7 protein-coding genes are annotated in these 18,609 nt (G+C 42.0%); 5 read left to right on the top strand and 2 right to left on the bottom strand.

Annotation, left to right across the window (positions count from 1 at the left end; genetic code table 11):
- Positions 1 to 41: 41 nt before the first annotated feature.
- A complete protein-coding gene (locus ACP14V_RS02055) occupies positions 42 to 2,348 on the bottom strand; it encodes a glycoside hydrolase family 65 protein (RefSeq protein WP_424987753.1) in 2,307 nt (768 codons plus the stop codon).
- 51 nt (positions 2,349 to 2,399) lie between these two features.
- Positions 2,400 to 3,419, bottom strand: a complete 1,020-nt coding sequence (locus ACP14V_RS02050; protein WP_136565403.1) for a LacI family DNA-binding transcriptional regulator — start codon at positions 3,417 to 3,419, stop codon at positions 2,400 to 2,402.
- Positions 3,420 to 3,795: 376 nt separating this feature from the next.
- Here ACP14V_RS02050 and ACP14V_RS02045 point away from each other — a divergent pair, with 376 nt between their 5' ends.
- The 5 genes from ACP14V_RS02045 (at position 3,796) to ACP14V_RS02025 (ending at position 18,600) form a co-directional block, all read left to right on the top strand.
- On the top strand, positions 3,796 to 6,912 hold the full coding sequence (locus tag ACP14V_RS02045; RefSeq protein ID WP_424987751.1) for a SusC/RagA family TonB-linked outer membrane protein: 3,117 nt from the start codon (positions 3,796 to 3,798) through the stop codon (positions 6,910 to 6,912).
- Between the two features lie 18 nt (positions 6,913 to 6,930).
- Positions 6,931 to 8,541: a RagB/SusD family nutrient uptake outer membrane protein gene (locus ACP14V_RS02040; RefSeq protein WP_424987749.1), complete on the top strand. Its 1,611-nt coding sequence runs from the start codon at positions 6,931 to 6,933 to the stop codon at positions 8,539 to 8,541.
- A 336-nt stretch (positions 8,542 to 8,877) separates the two neighbouring features.
- Positions 8,878 to 12,033 (top strand): VCBS repeat-containing protein, encoded by a 3,156-nt coding sequence (locus ACP14V_RS02035; RefSeq protein ID WP_272610857.1) that lies wholly within the window; start codon positions 8,878 to 8,880, stop codon positions 12,031 to 12,033.
- Positions 12,030 to 15,374, top strand: coding sequence for a VCBS repeat-containing protein (locus ACP14V_RS02030; RefSeq protein ID WP_272610858.1), 3,345 nt, complete (start codon positions 12,030 to 12,032; stop codon positions 15,372 to 15,374). Before ACP14V_RS02035 ends, ACP14V_RS02030 begins: the two co-directional genes overlap by 4 nt.
- Positions 15,367 to 18,600, top strand: a complete 3,234-nt coding sequence (locus ACP14V_RS02025) for a VCBS repeat-containing protein (protein ID WP_272610859.1) — start codon at positions 15,367 to 15,369, stop codon at positions 18,598 to 18,600. Before ACP14V_RS02030 ends, ACP14V_RS02025 begins: the two co-directional genes overlap by 8 nt.
- The last annotated feature ends 9 nt before the right edge of the window (positions 18,601 to 18,609 follow it).

Below are 18,609 nucleotides of genomic sequence, written 5' to 3'. Positions count from 1 at the left end.
GGGTCTCGGGGTTTTTCCAACCGCAAAATAAGGGAACTTTTTTAGGCACGAACCGTTTTCCCCGGTATCAACTTGAGGGGTTTCCCATCTACCTGAATGGTCAGGGCATCATCCCCGGAAACTGTAAAGGCAGTTCCTTGGGTAGAGACGGTCATGGTCACGATTTGGTTCCTAAAATTGATTTTGAAGGAGTAGGATTTCCATTGTTCTGGAATTTGTGGGTTAAAACTGAGTACGTTGTCCACAACGCGCATTCCCCCAAAGCCTTCCACAATGCTCATCCATGTGCCGGCCATGGAGGTAATGTGAAGCCCTTCCTCCACTTCCTTGTTATAATCGTCCAGATCCAACCGGGATGTTCTCAAGTAAAAGGTATAGGCCTGTTCCATGCGTCCCAGTTTGGCAGCCTGAATGCTATGCACGCAGGGTGAAAGTGAGGATTCGTGAACGGTAAAAGGTTCATAGAAATCGAAATGACGTTCCAATTCCTCCTGACTGAAATGGTCTTCAAAAAAGTAAAAGCCTTGGAGCACATCGGCTTGTTTGATGTAAGGAGACCGAAGAATATGGTCCCAACTCCATTTTTGGTTGATGGGTCTTTGGGACTTGTCCAAATCTTGCACCCGAACCAATTCCTTGTCCAAAAATCCATCTTGTTGTAAGAACACTTTGTGTTTTTCAGAAAAAGGAAAATACATGTTGCCGGCCATTTTGGCCCAGTCTTCAATTTCAGTTGGAGACAACTTTGTGTTGGAAATTATACGTTGGTAATCCTCAGGGTAGGATTCGGCTACTATTTGGAGCTGTTCAGCGGCATATTCCATACACCATTTGGCCAAATAGTTGGTGTACCAGTTGTTGTTGACATTGTTCTCATACTCATTGGGTCCGGTTACGCCCAGCATGACATATTGTTGTTTTTCTTCTGAAAAATTGACCCGCTGGTGCCAAAACCGAGCTATCCCGATCAAGACTTCCAAGCCCATTTTGGGGATATAGCTGTAATCTCCCGTGAAACGGTGACAATTGTATATGGCGAAGGCAATCGCCCCGTTTCTGTGGATTTCCTCAAAGGTAATTTCCCATTCGTTATGGCATTCTTCGCCGTTCATGGTGACCATTGGATAGAGTGCCGCACCATTTTTAAATCCTAATTTTTCCGCGTTCTCTATGGCCTTTTGTAAATGGTTATAGCGGTATTCCAATAGGTTCCATGCCACCTCCTGGTTTTTGGTGGCCATATAAAAGGGCAGGCAGTATGCCTCGGTGTCCCAATAAGTGCTTCCTCCATATTTCTCACCGGTGAACCCTTTTGGGCCAATATTCAGTCTGGAATCTTTTCCAAGATAGGTTTGGTTAAGCTGAAATATGTTGAATCGGATTCCTTGCTGTGCCTTTACATCACCTTCAATGGCAATGTCGCTCATTTCCCAAATTTTAGCCCAGGCTTTCTTTTGCATTTGCAATAGGGCTTCAAAACCTAGTTTGGATGCTTGGTCCAGAACCCGATTGGCAACTTCGACAAGTTTTTCTGCCGGATGATTTCTATCCACGGTATAACCGCCATATTTAATCAAGGTCAGGGTATCATCCTTTTGGAGGTTTAACTTATAGGTATGGGATATGGAAACTTCATCTTTTTTAACGGCAGGGATTTCATTGGTCTTGATTCCATCAACATATAGCTCACTACCCATGAAGGTACAGACCTTAAATTGGGTCTTCATGGTGTGCGATTCCACAAAAGCCCTATTTTGTTTGGAGTCAATTCCAGTGATGTTCCAAAATTTGTCGTCCCAGTTGCTATCCCTGTTCTTTATCCCACCATCCACATAAGGCGTTACTGTGACTTCTGCATCGGCATTGAGGAGCTGTACATTATATTGTATGGCACCCAATTCATCCAAATCCAAACTCAAAAAACGAACCACCTCAACAGCAATTTCCAAATCATTGGGCATGGTGGCAACGAAACTGCGCTTGTACCATCCTTCTTTCATATTGAGTTCCCGAAGAAAATGCGCAACTTTTTTGCAGTCGGCCAAATTCAATGGCTGGCCATTCAAGGGAATATCGATACCAATCCAATTTGGCGCATTGAGGACTTTTGCGAAGTACTCTGGATAACCGTTTTTCCACCATCCCACACGGGTTTTGTCCGGATAGTAGACCCCAGCTATATAACTGCCCTGAAAAGTTTCCCCTGAATACTGCTCTTCAAAATTGGCGCGCTGCCCCATGGCTCCATTCCCAAGACTGAATAGGCTCTCGGACGATTGTACCAATTCTTTATTAAACCCCTCTTCAATAATGGACCAAGGGTGTGCGGTTATGTATTCTTGATTCATTTTTTCTGAATTAATATGCTGGCCGAAGTTAACCTATTACCCGCATTTTGGTTAATGTACGATGGAATCCCTGATCACCAAGGTAGGCTCCAAAATTTTGGTCTGGTAGGTTTCTTCATCTTCTTCACTTTCTACCTTGTCTATCAGCATTTGGGCAGAGACCTCACCCATTTTTTCGCCATGTTGGGCCACTACTGTAAGACTTGGATTGGCATATTTGGACAAAACTCCATCCGTAAAACCTATAACAGAAACATCTTCCGGAATTCTAAGTCCATTTTTCTGTGCCAATCGCATGCTATAGACGGCGAATATTTCATTAACGCATAGGACTGCATCAAGTTTTTGGTTTTCCAAGAAGTCTTTGATGCTTGCTTCGTCCATTTCCATGGTAGGTAGTTTTAGGATTCTGGATTCATCCACCTCAATACCGGTTTCCATGAGTGCTTTTTTGTAACCCATGGTACGTGATTTGCTTACACTGAGGTAATCGTCCGTAGTGATCAACGCTATTTTTTTCCTCCCCTGTTCCACGAGCTTTTTTGTGGCTATATACGCCCCAAGCTCATCATCTATGATGACTTTGTCACATTCAATCTCATTGGTGATACGATCAAAAAGCACCACAGGAATCCCCTGCTCGGTAACTTCCTTAAGGTGATTATAGTCCCCTTTTTGTTGGGTTTCCGATGATAGCGACATAATAAAGCCATCTATGCTTCCATTAGCCAACATTTCCATGTTAATTACCTCTTTATCAAAGGACTCCTCGGAAAGGCATACAATTACATTATAGCCCCTGGCATTGGCATACTTTTCAATACCCCGAATAACTGTGGTAAAAAAATGGTGCACAATATCCGGGATTACCACACCAATGTTCTTGGTCCTCTTATTCTTGAGGCTAATGGCTATATTGTTGGGTTTGTAATTATACAGCCTTGCAAAAGCCTGTACTTTTTCCTTGGTGTCCCTACTGATTTCTTCACTGTTCTTCAGTGCCTTTGACACAGTGGAGATGGACACCTCCAATTCTCTTGCGATATCTTTTAAGGTGATTTTTGTTTTCAACAATCCAAAATTTTAGATTTTCATGATTTGGTATTTTGAAAGTACGCATTAAAAAAAAGAGCCTTTATCAAAATATGTTTTTTTAACACATAAAACCTTTTAGTTAGAAATAAAATCTTAATTAAATGTTAAAACGTCTAAGAAAATAAAAAATGTTATATTAGCCATGTATTACAAAATTCTTAATTTTCTTTTCTTATATTGTAATATAAACAAACCAACCCATTAAGTTTTGTCAACCCTTCACATATCCAAAGTTATTAACACGAAACCGTTTTCGTTTTGCATTGCAGATATGTGTTGATTTTAATTAACATATTTTTTATATATGTTTACCACTTGAATTAAAATTAACTAAACTTAAAATTAATTATTTATGAAGATTACGCTACTAAAAAGCTTTTTGATGCTTGGGGCATTTTTATGCTTTGGCTTAGCAAAAGCTCAGACAGTGTCAGGTACTGTTTCGGACGCAACTGGACCGTTGCCCGGGGCAAGCGTACTTGTAAAAGGCACTACCAATGGTACTCAAACCGATTTTGACGGAAACTACACCTTGGACGGCATAGCTGACTCTGCCGTTTTGGTGTTCAGTTATATTGGTTACAAATCCATTGAAGTTGCCGTCAATGGACGCTCTACAATAAGTGTGACCCTAGAAGAGGATACCCAAGCCTTGGACGAGGTTGTAATTATTGGTTATGGTCAAACAACCATTAAAGATGCAACTGGAGCCGTAGCTGCCGTTACCTCGGAAGATTTTAATGGTGGGGTCATTGCTTCACCTGAACAGCTTATTCAAGGTAAGACAGCCGGTGTGCAGATTACCCAAGCCAGTGGTGCTCCAGGAGATGGAGTGGCTATTCGTATCAGGGGTACTAACTCGGTTCGATCTAACAACAATCCACTTTTTGTGGTGGATGGAGTGCCACTTTCTGGAGCTGACACATCTCCTTCCAGTGGAGACACCGGTCTTGGAACCTCTACATCTTCCAACCCGCTTAACTTCCTTAACCCCAATGACATTGAAAGCATCAGTGTCCTAAAAGATGCCTCCGCAACTGCCATCTATGGTTCCCGTGGGGCAAACGGTGTGGTTATTATTACCACCAAGACAGGAAGAGGAAGTCAAGGAGGAATATTTGAATTTTCTTCCAACCTCAGTATTTCAACCCCTGCCAATGAATACGACCTTTTGGACAGAGAGGCTTTCTTGGATGCTGTTGAACAATTTGGAGGTGACCGAAATGCACAAGACTTTGGCAACAATACGGATTGGCAAGATTATGTAACCCGAACTGTTGCATCACAAAACCAAAACCTTTCTTACTCCCATAATTATGGAAAGGGTAATGTTAGGGCAACTTTTGGATATGGAAAACAATTTGGTGTTGTTGAAAACTCAGACTTGGAAAGAATCACAGGACGTATCAATGCCACACATAGATTTTTGGATGATGACCTAACCTTAAATTTCCAAGGAACAATTTCAAGAGTAAACGAGCAAAGAGCGCCATTGAGCGGTAGTGCAGGTTTTAACGGGGATTTGCTTGGTGCGGCATATTCAGCCAACCCTACTTGGCCTACAAATGCATCGTTTTCTGCAGCCGGTGGACTATTAAGTCCTGCAACATTATTGGAAGAAGTAAGAACTACCAGTAATGTGAACCGCATACTATTGAATGGGTCGGTTGAGTATAAATTTACTCCTGAACTAACCGGTAAAATCAATGTAGGTTATGACAAATCCAACGGTCAAACTATAGCACTTACCACTAAAGATGCCATCAATGCAGGACGAAATGTCCAGGGTAACGGTCGGGGTAACTACAACACCCTTGATTTGGAGAACCGTCTTGTTGAAGCTACTTTGAACTATCGCAAAGAGTTTGAAAATTCTTATTTGGATGCAATTGTGGGATACTCTTTCCAAGACTTTGGCACCAGTGGCCGAAATGTGGAAGGATTTGGTTTTAACTCCTCTGATTTCAACACCATGGAAACTGACTTGAAAAGATCTACCCGAACTACTCAGGCAGAAATAGATGGTCGCTTCCAACAGTTTGGTTATGATGCCAGATCTGAGGATATTATCGTAAATCGTCTTTTGCCCACCGTTGAGGCTGCAGTGGCCGTGCCCTTGGGCAATTCCACTCGCTCTGTTAGAGCACTTGCCGCCAATACTTTTGACAATACCGATGAACTACAGTCATTCTTTGCCAGGGTAAACTATACTTTAATGGATAAGTACTTGTTCACCGCTACTGTCCGTGCTGATGGATCTTCCCGATTTGGTGGAAACAACCAATATGGATACTTCCCTTCAGCAGCATTTGCTTGGAAAATAAACGAAGAAGATTTTATGGGCGATACCTTCTCCACCCTTAAATTACGTTTGGGGGCTGGTATAACAGGTAACCAAGAAGGTCTTGGGTATGGTCAGTTCATCAGACGTGAAAGATTTGGAGACCCATCCATTAATGATAACGGTGAGTTTGTACCACCTGGAATTTCGCCCGTTACTTTTGCAAACCCAGATTTGAAATGGGAAGAAACTTTGGACTTCAACGTAGGTGTTGATTTTGGATTTAACCAAGACAAGGTTTCAGGTAGTATTAACGTTTATCGCAAGCAGACCACTGACCTACTGTTGAACATTGAGGCGGCACAGCCATCTCCGCAACCAAGATTCTTTGAAAACTTGGATGCTACTTTGATCAACCAAGGTGTGGAATTTGAAATGAACGTAGATTGGGTTGCCACAGAAGATGTCAACTTCTCCACATCATTCAACATAGCTTACAATGAAAACGAACTACAGGATTTTGACGGACAAATTCCTTCCGGTACGATCCGAGGACAAGGTCTTTCATTGGCATTTGCCCAAATTTTGGCAGGAGACCGTCCATTGTTTTCATACTTCCTTCGTGAATTTGGCGGATTCGAAAACGGTCTTCCAATTGGAGATGTTCAGGGGTTTGTAGGCGAAGATGCATTACCTGATGTCAACGCTGGTCTTTCATTGAACTTTGGGTATAAGAATTGGGACGTTTCCGCCTATATGGCCGGACAATTTGGCTTCTCTGTATATAACAATACCAAGAACGCCTTCTTTACCGCTGGTTCTATTGGTAATGCCAGAAATGTTACTCCAGATGTACTTACCTCCGGGGAAAGTAATCTGGCTTCCGCCCCAGTTTCCACAAGATTTTTGGAAAAAGGTGATTTTGTTAGAATGCAGAACGCATCCATTGGCTATACTGTGCCTCTTAGTGGTGACGGCGGATTAAAAAGCCTAAGACTATCTGTTACAGGACAAAACCTTTTCTTGATAACAGATTATAGTGGTTTGGATCCAGAAGTAAGTGTGCAGCCAGGCACACCAAACAATGGAGTTAGCGATTTGCTGAATGGTATTCCTACGGCTGGTATCGATTACACATCTTTCCCAAGACCAAGAACAGTGACCTTTGGCATAAATGCTACTTTTTAAACAAAAAAATTGAAGACAATGAAAAGAAATCGATTTAAAATATTTGCGCCAATTGCGTTAAGTTTAGCCCTCGTGGTCTCCTGTACAAATCTGGAGATCGAGGAGACTGATTCGAACTTCCCAGAAAATACCGGCGAAGGATTCTCAGGAGTTGGAAATCCAGCGAGTCAGGTAGATGGTCTCTATAATGATCTTAATGGCCATTTTGGGGATCAAGCAAACTATTATGCCCTTACAGAAGTTTCAACGGATGAACAGTTGGTCCCAACCAGGGGTACTGACTGGGGTGATAATGGTATCTGGAGAACCTTACACCAACACACGTGGGATGCTTCCCATCAATACATACTAAACACTTGGAACCAATTTAACCAAAACGTTTTTAGAGCGTCGGAGGTTATTGATTCCAGAAGTAACTCCCCAGCAGATGTATTGGCTGAAGCTCAATTCATCAGAGGGTTAAGTATGTGGGTAATTTTGGATTTGTATGGTCAAGTTCCTTTCAGGGAAGTTGATGAAGGACCTGAGATCAACCCTCGTTTGCTATCAAGAAGCGAAGCCATGGACTTTGTTATTTCGGATTTGGAAGCAGCCATCACTGGCCTACCATCAGTTGCCGCCCCAAGTGGGGATGACAACAAGAGAGCCAGCAAAGCTGCAGCAAGATTCCTATTGGCCCGTATTCTGTTAAATAAGCATATCTATAATGGCTCTGGAACTCCAGAATCTGCAGATATGGCACGTGTTATTTCTTTAGTGGATGAAATTGCTGCTGAAGGATATGCTCTACAAGCTGGCTATTTTGATATTTTCCGTGATTCTCCTGATACAGAAACCATATGGTGGTTGGAAACGTCAGTGGGTAACCGTATTTTCAACGGACTACATTACAACTCTACCGAGCTAGGTGGTGGTGGCTGGAACGGATTCAGCACCTTGGCAGAATTCTATGATATGTTTGAAGGGGACCCCAATACCAACCGAGGAGAACTGGATGGTACTCCACTTGACGGCCAAGAAGAGCGTAGAGGTTGGGTACCAAACGCTGGAACCCCGTTTACAAGTGCTGCAGGCACCAAGGATGAAAACGGTGACGGTTTTGAGGATGGATCAAATGTTGGTTTCGGATTTTTGATTGGACAGCAATATGCTCCAAACGGAAACCCATTAAAGGATAGACCTGGAAACAATTTGGAATTCACCAAAGAACTTCCTGGTTTGGTAGGTAACAACGAAAGAACCGGTATTCGTGTCCAAAAATATGGCGCACGATATGGGGAATTCCTAGGTCATGAAATCATCTTCAGATATGCTGATGCACATCTTATGAAGGCAGAAGCCATGATGCGCAGTAGTGGAGATGCAACGGCCATGGTCAATGAATTGCGCACCCTTAGGGGAGCAACTCCTCTAGGTTCTGTCTCTGAAGCAGATCTTTTGGCAGAAAGAGGTCGAGAGCTTTACGTCGAATTTGTTCGTAGAGGCGATATGATTCGATTTGGACAGTACACAAGGGATTGGGAATTCAAAGATCCCGATGCTGTTGGGGATGAAACAAAGCTATTGTTTCCAATTCCCAACAACGCCCTATTGTCAAACCCAAATTTGGTTCAAAATCCTGGATACTAGACAATCCATAGTTTAGGCTTTTATATATCTAAGGAGGCCGCCAATTGGCGGCCTCTTTTATTTGTGAAACCACAAACATTCAATAGCTTACCATTATACAATCATTAGTCAAACCTTAGACGATTGTTAACCTTTACAGTCTTCCGGTTTCCTATGGAAATGGTTAACTTACCATCTATTTTTATGGGTAAAATGAACAGCACATACTGGTTTGTTCTTGGGATTTTTTTAGCGACCACAAGTTGTACTAATAAAACTCCAGATTCCCTATTTGCGGATAAAAAACCGTCCCAAACAGGTATAACCTTCATTAATAAACTCCATCAAACACCAGAATTGAACATTCTAAACTACCTCTATTTTTATAATGGAGCAGGAGTTGCGGCGGCAGATTTCAACGGAGACAACCTAGTTGATCTTTATTTCACATCCAATCAAGGTGAGGATAGGCTATACCTGAATCATGGCGATTTTAAGTTCGAGGACATTACGGAAGCAGCTCAAATTAAAAACGATACCGGTTGGACCACAGGGGTAACGCATGCCGATGTTAACAACGATGGACTCATCGACATATACATCTGCAAAGTTGGGGACCATGGTCCCATAAATGGAAAAAATCTTCTTTACATCAATAAAGGAGTAAGCGAAAATGGAACCCCTATTTTTAAGGAGGAAGCTTCAAAGTATGGATTGGACTTTATCGGCTATTCTACCCAAGCTGCGTTTTTTGATTACGATCTTGATGGAGATTTGGACATGTACCTACTAAATCATTCGGTAAACCCTAATCGTTCCTACGGGAAAGGCTCTAAACGAACAATAACCGACTCTATGTCCGGTGATGTTCTCTTCAGAAATGACCATGGTAATTTTGTCAATGTTTCCAAGGAAGCTGGAGTATTTCAAGGAAGTATTGGGTATGGCCTTGGACTGGCTATCAGTGATATCAATAATGATGGGTATCCGGACATTTATGTGGGGAATGATTTTTTTGAGAACGATTATCTCTACATCAACCAAAGAGATGGCACATTTAAAGAGGTTATATCGGAGGATAATACCAAAATTGGGCATACTACTCATTTTTCCATGGGTAATGACGTGGCCGATGTGAACAATGATGGCCTACCAGACATTTTATCCCTAGATATGCTCCCAGAAGACTTGGAGACCTACAAAACATCCGGGGCGGAGCACCCTTATCCTGTTTATCAGCAATACTTGAAAAATGGATTTGCCCCCCAATACATGCAAAATGCACTCCACCTTAATCTGGACGGGGAACGCTTTGGGGAAATTGCCAATTTAAGTGGCATTGAGGCTACTGAATGGTCCTGGGGAGCCCTATTTGCAGACTTTGACAATGATGGTTTCAAGGATCTGTTTATATCCAATGGCATTCAAGGTGTAACCAACGACATGGATTACATCAACTATATTTCCAATGAACAAATTCAAAAAAATATAGCATCCGGGCTTTCGGATAAGGACATGTCCCTTATTGAAAAGCTCCCCAAAAAGAAAGTCCCCAATTATTTCTATAAAAATACGGATGGTGTCACTTTTACCAATGTCACGGATGTATGGAGTCAGAAAAAAGCTTCCTACAGTAACGGTTGCACCTATGCCGACCTTGATAATGACGGCGATTTAGATCTTGTGGTGAACAATGTCAATCAAGAAGCTTTCGTCCTTGAAAATACCTTAAAAAAATCAAACTATATCAAAATACAATTTAAAGGCTCGACCAAAAACCCATTTGGCATTGGGGCAAAGGTCATTATATTCCAAAACTCCCAAAAGGCAGTCCAGGAAAACATTCCAACCCGTGGATTTCTTTCCGCAAAAGACAACACCTTAAACTTTGGTCTTGGGAAGGATAGCATCATAGACTCCATACAAATTATTTGGCCTGGGGGGTCGCACCAAACGCTCCATCATTTGGAAACCAACCAAACTTTGACGGTATCCCAAACAGATTCCAAGGGCGATTATTATACCTCAAGACCTCACAAGAGTGATCTAATATTTTCAAAGCCTACTCAACCCTTCGATTTTGTTCACAAAGAACAACCCTCCTTGGATTTTGATAGAAACCCGTTGATTCCTTTTTCTTATTCAAATGAAGGTCCATCCGTATCCGTAGGAGACATAAACAAGGATGGTTTTGATGATATTTTTATCAGTGGTGCCAAAAAACAGGCTTCTGTTCTTTTCATACAAGATGAAAATGGGAACTTCACCAACCACCAAGAAGATGTATTTAAAGAAGATACCATAAATGAAGATATTGATCACACGCTTTTTGATGCAGATAATGATGGGGATTTAGACCTTCTTGTGGTAAGTGGTGGCAATGAATTTACCCAAGGGGAACCTTTACAGCCCAGATTATATCTTAATGAGAATGGGAAGTTCGTTAAAAATCGCACAAAATTTCCTCAAGTGGAAGTGAATGCCTCCAAGGTAGCCGCCGTGGATTTTGACAATGATGGAGATTTAGATATATGCATTGCCTCCAATGGATTGCCCACTAAATTTGGAGAGTCTTCCAAGCAATATATTTTTCTAAATGATGGTAGCGGAATGTTTACGGAAATCACTCCAACCTTTGCTCCAGATCTTGAAAATAATATCAATGTCAAAGATTTCGTCTGGACGGACTTGGATGGAAACGGATTGCCAGATTTGGTCATTGCTGGGCACTGGACTCCCATCACTATTTTCCTTAATGACGGCAAGCAGCTCATCAAACAGACCAACAACGGTCTTGAAAACACCAACGGATGGTGGAACTGCATACAAGTGGCCGATTTGGACAATGATGGCGACATGGATATTTTGGCTGGAAATTGGGGCCTTAACACCAAGTTCAGAGCCTCACACGAACGTCCTATAACGCTTTATATCAATGATTTTGATAACAATGGCTCCATTGAGACGGTGGTCACCTATTTTCACGGAGAGCGGGAAACCGTTTTTTCATCCAAGGATGAACTCGCCAAACAGATGCCTTTCCTCAATAAAAAATTCCTATTCTATAAAGATTTTGCCAAGGCATCCTTAGAAGATCTTTTTGAAAAGGATAAATTGGACAAGGCCCTCAAGAAAAAAGTGTACATGTTAGAGACAACCTATTTCCAAAACAATGGAAACGGTGTCTTTGCCCCAAAGGAATTACCCTTTATGGTACAAGCCTCTACCGTTAATGACATCTTTATTGAAAAGAATGATAAAGAAACGATTAATGAAATATTAATGGTGGGCAATAATTTTGAGATAAGTACCCAACTTGGTAGATTAGATGCTTCACATGGGCTTTTGTTACAAAATGATGGGCAGGGCAATTTAATCTGGAAACAAAGCTTGAGCATTTCTGGAGCTGCCCGTAAAATTGAGAAGATAACAAGAAACGGGGATACGGGATTCATCATTACACTCAACAACAATTCTCCTTTCTTTTTAAACAAAAAACAGAACTCGGAATGAAACTCAGATATACAATCCTATGCGCTACATTGATTTTTGTTGCGTCTTGCGGAAAAAAAGAATCAAATAATGGTGGGGAAGAGCAACAAGAAACGCTGTTTACGCTCCTATCCCCTGAAGAGTCTGGAGTAACGTTCGTAAATGTCGTTGAGAACCAAAAAGACTTCAACATCTTCAAGTATCGTAATTTTTACAATGGGGGAGGCGTTGCCATAGGCGACATTAACAACGATGGGCTTTCCGATATCTACCTAACCGGAAACATGGTTTCCAATCGTCTTTACTTGAACAAAGGCAATCTTCAATTCGAGGACATTTCCGAAAGTGCAGGCATTATGGGAAATAAACCGTGGTCCACAGGTGTGGTCATGGTAGATGTGAACCAAGATGGTCTTCTGGATATCTACGTCTGCAATGCCGGGAACATGGAAGGCAATAACCATGATAACGACCTGTACATTAACAATGGGGATCTTACTTTCACGGAAAAGGCCAACGAGTACAATTTGGCAAAAACCGGGTTTACCACCCACGCTTCTTTTTTTGATTATGACAAGGATGGGGATTTGGATGTCTATATTCTAAACAACAGCAACATTCCCGTGAGTAGCTTAGGATATGCAGAACAAAGAGAAGTAAGGGCCCAAGATTGGGAGGGTGTTCCCGATATTTTCAAAGGTGTTGGGGATATGCTACTCCGCAATGATGATGGCAAATTTGTTGATGTCAGCGAAGAAGCAGGAATCTATGGAAGTCTTATCGGTTTCGGATTGGGGGTATTGGTCACCGATTTTAATGGAGATCTCTACCCAGATATTTATGTGTCCAACGATTTTTATGAAAGGGATTACCTCTACATCAACCAAAAAGACGGCACCTTTAAGGAAGAAATCAAGGCATGGACATCCCACCTGAGTTTGTCGGCCATGGGTATAGACATTGCGGACATCAACAATGATGGCCATAACGACATCTTCATTACAGACATGCTGCCCGAAGAAGAGCATAGGGTCAAATCCGTAATGGAATTCGATGGCTACAATGTCTTTGACCTAAAACAGAGCAAGGATTTCTACCAACAGTACATTCAAAATACACTTCAGCTCAATAATGGTAACGGTACTTTTTCCGAAGTAGCCTATTACAGCGGTATCGATGCCACGGATTGGAGCTGGGCCGGCCTTATGTTCGATATGGACAATGACGGCCTAAAGGACATTTTCGTGACCAACGGTATCAACCATGATCTTACCGATTTGGATTTTGTGGACTTTTTTGCCAACGAAATCGTGCAAAAAATGGCCCTCACCGGAAAAAAGGAATCCATAGATTCCATCATCAGTAAAATGCCCATTAAACCCCAACCCAATTATGCCTATAAAAACAATGGGGATATTACTTTTAAAAATGCCAACAAGGAATGGGGGTTTGAACTACCGTCCCGATCCAACGGTGCTGCATATGGGGATTTGGACAATGATGGCGATTTGGATTTGGTCATAAACAATGTCAACACCGAAACGTTTGTCTATCGTAACAATTCAGAAACCCAATTGGATAACAACTTTGTCCAGTTAAAATTCAAAGGACCCAAAAACAACCCCTTTGCTATAGGAACTTTGGCCAAATTCTATTTTGATGGAAACATCATCAACCAAGAACTGATTCCATCCCGGGGATTTCAATCTTCCATGGGGTACGAAATGACAATTGGTCTAGGTAAAACCGAAGCATTGGATTCCATCCGCATTGTTTGGCCCGATGAGAAAACCCAAAAACTGGAAAATGTAAAAGCCAACCAAGTATTGGTGCTACATTATGAAGACGCCACCCAAACCTATACAATCCCAAAAGAAAATACCCAAAATTCCTTCCTTAAAGAGTTGGATGCAGCAACCATGGAATCGCACATGGAAGATAGCTATAACGATTTTGACTATGAGGGGCTTATCTATCAAAAACTGTCCCAAGAAGGCCCTTCATTGGCCGTGGCGGATATTAATGGTGATGGCAACGAAGATTTTTTCATAGGAGGTGCTCGTGGCCAATCTGGAACCATATATCTGCACACAGGAAGTGGAAAAGTCAAGCAAAAAATATCAAAAGTTTTTGAAGATGACAGGGATTATGAAGATGTGGCCGCCGCTTTCTTCGATGCCGATGGGGATAACGACCTTGATCTCCTTGTAGGTTCCGGGGGTAACAATGTAGGCTTACAACGAAGCTACAGACCGCGTTTGTATCTTAATGATGGCAACGGAAATTTCACAAAATCGGACAACGAATTACCATCCACGTTTAAAAATACTTCCACAATTTCTCCCTATGATTTTGATAACGACGGTGACATGGATGTCTTTATTGGGTCAAGAAGCGTGGTAGGGGTCTATGGCCTTTCCCCAGATCATTTATTCTTGGAAAATATGGGGGATGGCACTTTTACCAATGTCACCGAACGCCTAGCATATGACCTTAAGGATGCTGGCATGGTCACCGACTCCAAATGGGTTGATATGGATGGTGATGGAAAGGATGATCTCATCATAACTGCCGAGTGGGATACGCCAAAAATATATAAGAACACGGGGCGTAGACTTACCAAGATGTCCTCTTCCTTGGACAGTCTTTATGGATGGTGGAACACCGTGGAAACTGCAGATTTGGACGGAGATGGTGACCAAGACCTTATTTTGGGCAATCAAGGTTTGAACCTGCATTACACACCTTCCCATGAGCACCCTATGAAAATGTGGATCAATGATTACGACAATAATGGTACCATTGAACAGGTGGTGACCTTGGCACAAAATGGAGGTGATTACCCCATACACCAAAAAAGAGAACTTACGGAACAATTGCCCCCGCTTAAAAAGCAAAATTTAAAAGCATCGGATTATGCCCATCGTACCATACATCAAATTTTCCCGAAAGACGTGTTGGACAAATCCATTGTAAAGAAAGTGGAAACTTCGGCCTCCGTAATTGCCATTAATGACGGCGGCGGGAAATTTACCATACAAAATCTACCGCCAAGGGTACAGTTATCGTGTGTTTGTGATATCACTTGTGCCGATGTGAACAACGATGGCAATCTGGACCTTATCATGGCAGGTAATAATTATGATTTCAAACCCCAGTTTTCCCGACTAGATGCCGGCTATGGTAACCTTCTACTGGGCGACGGCAAGTTGGGTTTTGAATGGCAAAATTATAATATGAGTGGTTTTAAAATCAAAGAAGAAGTAAAGTACCTGAAACAATTCAGGGATAAAACAGGAAAAACTTTTGTCATAGCGGCAATCAACAATAGCAAACCCAAGATTTTTGCCATCAATGAATAAACTGTTGGTCATACTGTTGGTTCCTATTTTCTTGGTAGGATGTAAGAAGGGCGGGGACCTTTTTGAGAATCCCGATTCTGACAAGACGGGGATTACCTTTACCAACACGCTCACCTCCTCAGATGATCTCAGTATTTTGGACTATCTGTATTTTTACAATGGTGGGGGCGTTTCCATTGGAGACATCAATAACGATGGCCTTCCTGATATTTTCTTCACGGGCAATCAGGTCAAAAATAAACTGTACCTGAACAAGGGACATTTAACATTTGAGGATATTTCCAGTTCTGCCGGTATTGAAGGAAACAGTAGTTGGAATACCGGGGTTACCATGGCCGATGTAAATGGTGACGGCTTTATGGACATTTATGTCTGCGCCGTGGTGGGCATCAACGGATTTAATGGGTTCAACGAGCTCTACATCAACAACGGTGACAATACCTTTACCGAAAGTGCCGCCCAATATGGTTTGGACTTTGATTCATACAGCTCAAATGCTTCGTTTTTTGATTATGATTTGGATGGAGACCTAGACCTTTACCTTCTTAACCATGCCGTGCATACCCAAAATTCCTTTGGCCGGTTCGACCTACGGTTTGAACGCCGATATGAAACGGGTGACAAACTCCTTCGAAACGACAATGGAAAATTTGTGGATGTCAGTGAAGAAGCAGGAATTTATGGCGGTGTAAACGGATACGGTCTTGGTCTGGCCATTGCCGATTTTAATCAAGATGGCTATCCGGATATCTACGTGGGCAACGATTTTCATGAAGACGATTACTATTATTTGAACAACGGCGATGGTACATTTACCGAAAGCCTTAAAAAATATTTTGGCCATACCAGTAGGTTTTCCATGGGGAACGATGTGGCGGATATCAATAATGATGGGAGACCTGATTTTCTGTCATTGGATATGCTACCAGAAGATGAGGTAGCCCTAAAATCATCTGAAGGTGATGATAATATTCAGACCCAGAAACTACGGGTAGACCGTTATGGATACCACTATCAATTTACCCGAAATATGCTCTTTGTGAACCAGCCGGACGGCAATTACATGGAGACCGCTTTAATGAGTGGTATTGCTGCCACGGATTGGAGTTGGAGCGCTCTTTTTGGCGATTATGATCAGGATGGTATGCAAGATATTTTTATTTCGAATGGGATTCCAAAAAGACCAAACGATCTGGACTTCATCAATTTTGTTTCCAATGATCAAATCCAGAAAAAACTTGATAACACAAAATTAGTGGACCAAGAGGCACTGAATCTTATGCCTTCGGGGAATGTGCACAATTATATTTTTAAGGGCACTGAAGACCTTATGTTTAAGGACATGTCCAATAAGTGGATAGCCAATGACACCCTGATTTCGGGAGCTACTGCCATGGGGGATTTGGATAATGATGGAGATTTGGATTTGGTCACCAGTAATATTAACCATCCCGCCTCACTGTACATCAACAAGGCATCCAACAAAGGTAATTACCTAAAAATCAAGTTCAAATTCACCAAAAAAAACACCTTTGGAATCGGCACCAAGGTATTCTCTTATCAAAATGGAGGGCTTCAGTTCAAGGAATTATTCCCTACAAGAGGTTTTCAGGCATCATCGGAGCCTTTAATCCATTTTGGGTATGGGAATATCCAACACGTGGATTCCATCAAAATCATTTGGCCCAATAAAACCTTTCAAGTGGTTAAAAACGTGCCCGTAAATCAAACCTTGACCGTACAACCAGAGAATGCAAAGCCTTTCAATTACAAGAGCCTGCACAAAAAAGGCAAACCACTTTTTACGCCTGTTCCCAATAACTTAGGTTTTGATTTTACCCATGTTGAGGATAACTATACCGACTTTAACCGCGAAAAGCTGATTCCATATCAAGTTTCGGACAGAGGCCCTGCATTTGCCATGGGCGATATAAACGGGGATGGCAAGGAGGATCTTTTTTTAGGAGGTTCCAAATTCATCCCTTCGCAAATCTACCTCCAACAGGATTCCTCTTTTGTGGCTAGCAGGTTTGATGCTATTTCCAAAGATTCCATTAAGGAAACCATATCTGCGGTCATTGCCGATTTCAATAACGATCGAAAGAACGATTTGTTCACTTCTTCGGGTGGTGGAGACTTTTTTGGTGAATCAGAAGCTCTTTTGGAAGCCTACTATCTGCAAACCGATTCCACTTTTTCTGCTATGGAGCTGCCCAAGTTCTACCAAAACTCATCGGTAGTGCGCCCCTTTGACTTTGATGGGGATGGGGACTTGGACGTGTTTATAGGCGGGCACACCATTACTTCAAAATTTGGAGCACCGGCCACCTCCCATCTTTTGGAGAATGATCATGGAATGTTCAGAATCTTTAAAGGTTTCACTGTTAAGGGAATGGTCACTGACGCAGTCTGGGACGATTTTGACGGCGACGGCCATACGGACCTTATCTTGGTGGGAGAATGGATGTCTCCCAAATTCTTAAAATATCAAGGAGATTCATTTGCCGAATCCAATCCCTTGGGTGTAAATGGACTGTGGCAAAGCATTAAACCCTTTGATATTGATGGGGATGGCGACACAGACTACCTACTTGGAAATTGGGGAACCAATTCCAAGTTCAAGGCTTCCAAAAAGTATCCCCTAAAACTGTTTTTCAATGATTTTGATGGCAACGGACAGACCGAAACCGTTACGGCTTTGGAAAAAAACGGAAAATATTACCCATTGGAATCCTTGGATGGACTTGCTTCACAGCTGGTTTTTTTAAAAAAGAAATACAATACCTATCGGGAATTCGCTGGAAAAACAATGGAAGAATTGTTCGGATCAGAACTTCTGGATAATTCCACACTGTTGGAGGTAAATACACTGGAATCCGGGTTTTTGCGAAATGACAATGGAAAATTCAACTTTATCCCATTTGGGAGTGCAATGCAAGTGTCTCCCCTTACCGTTTTTGCAACAGGTGATTTTGATGGGGATGGACAAACAGAAGCATTGGCGGGAGGCAATTTTTTTGGGATAAAACCATACCACGGTCGCTTGGATTCTTTTCCCGGGGCATTGCTCAACAATGAAAATGACATAATTTTAGGAAATGAATTAGGACTTGACTTAACCAAAAAATCTGTCAGACATTTGGGAACGGTCACCCTAAATGGGCAAGTTTATCTGCTTGCAATTTTCAACAACGACAAAGCACAAGTCTATAAAATCAATAATTAAAAAGGAACC

It is taken from the genome of Flagellimonas alvinocaridis (assembly GCF_965248585.1).
Lineage (GTDB): Bacteria > Bacteroidota > Bacteroidia > Flavobacteriales > Flavobacteriaceae > Flagellimonas > Flagellimonas alvinocaridis.
The sequence above is the reverse complement of the archived record's forward strand: the minus strand, read 5'-3'. Positions and strand labels throughout refer to the sequence as shown.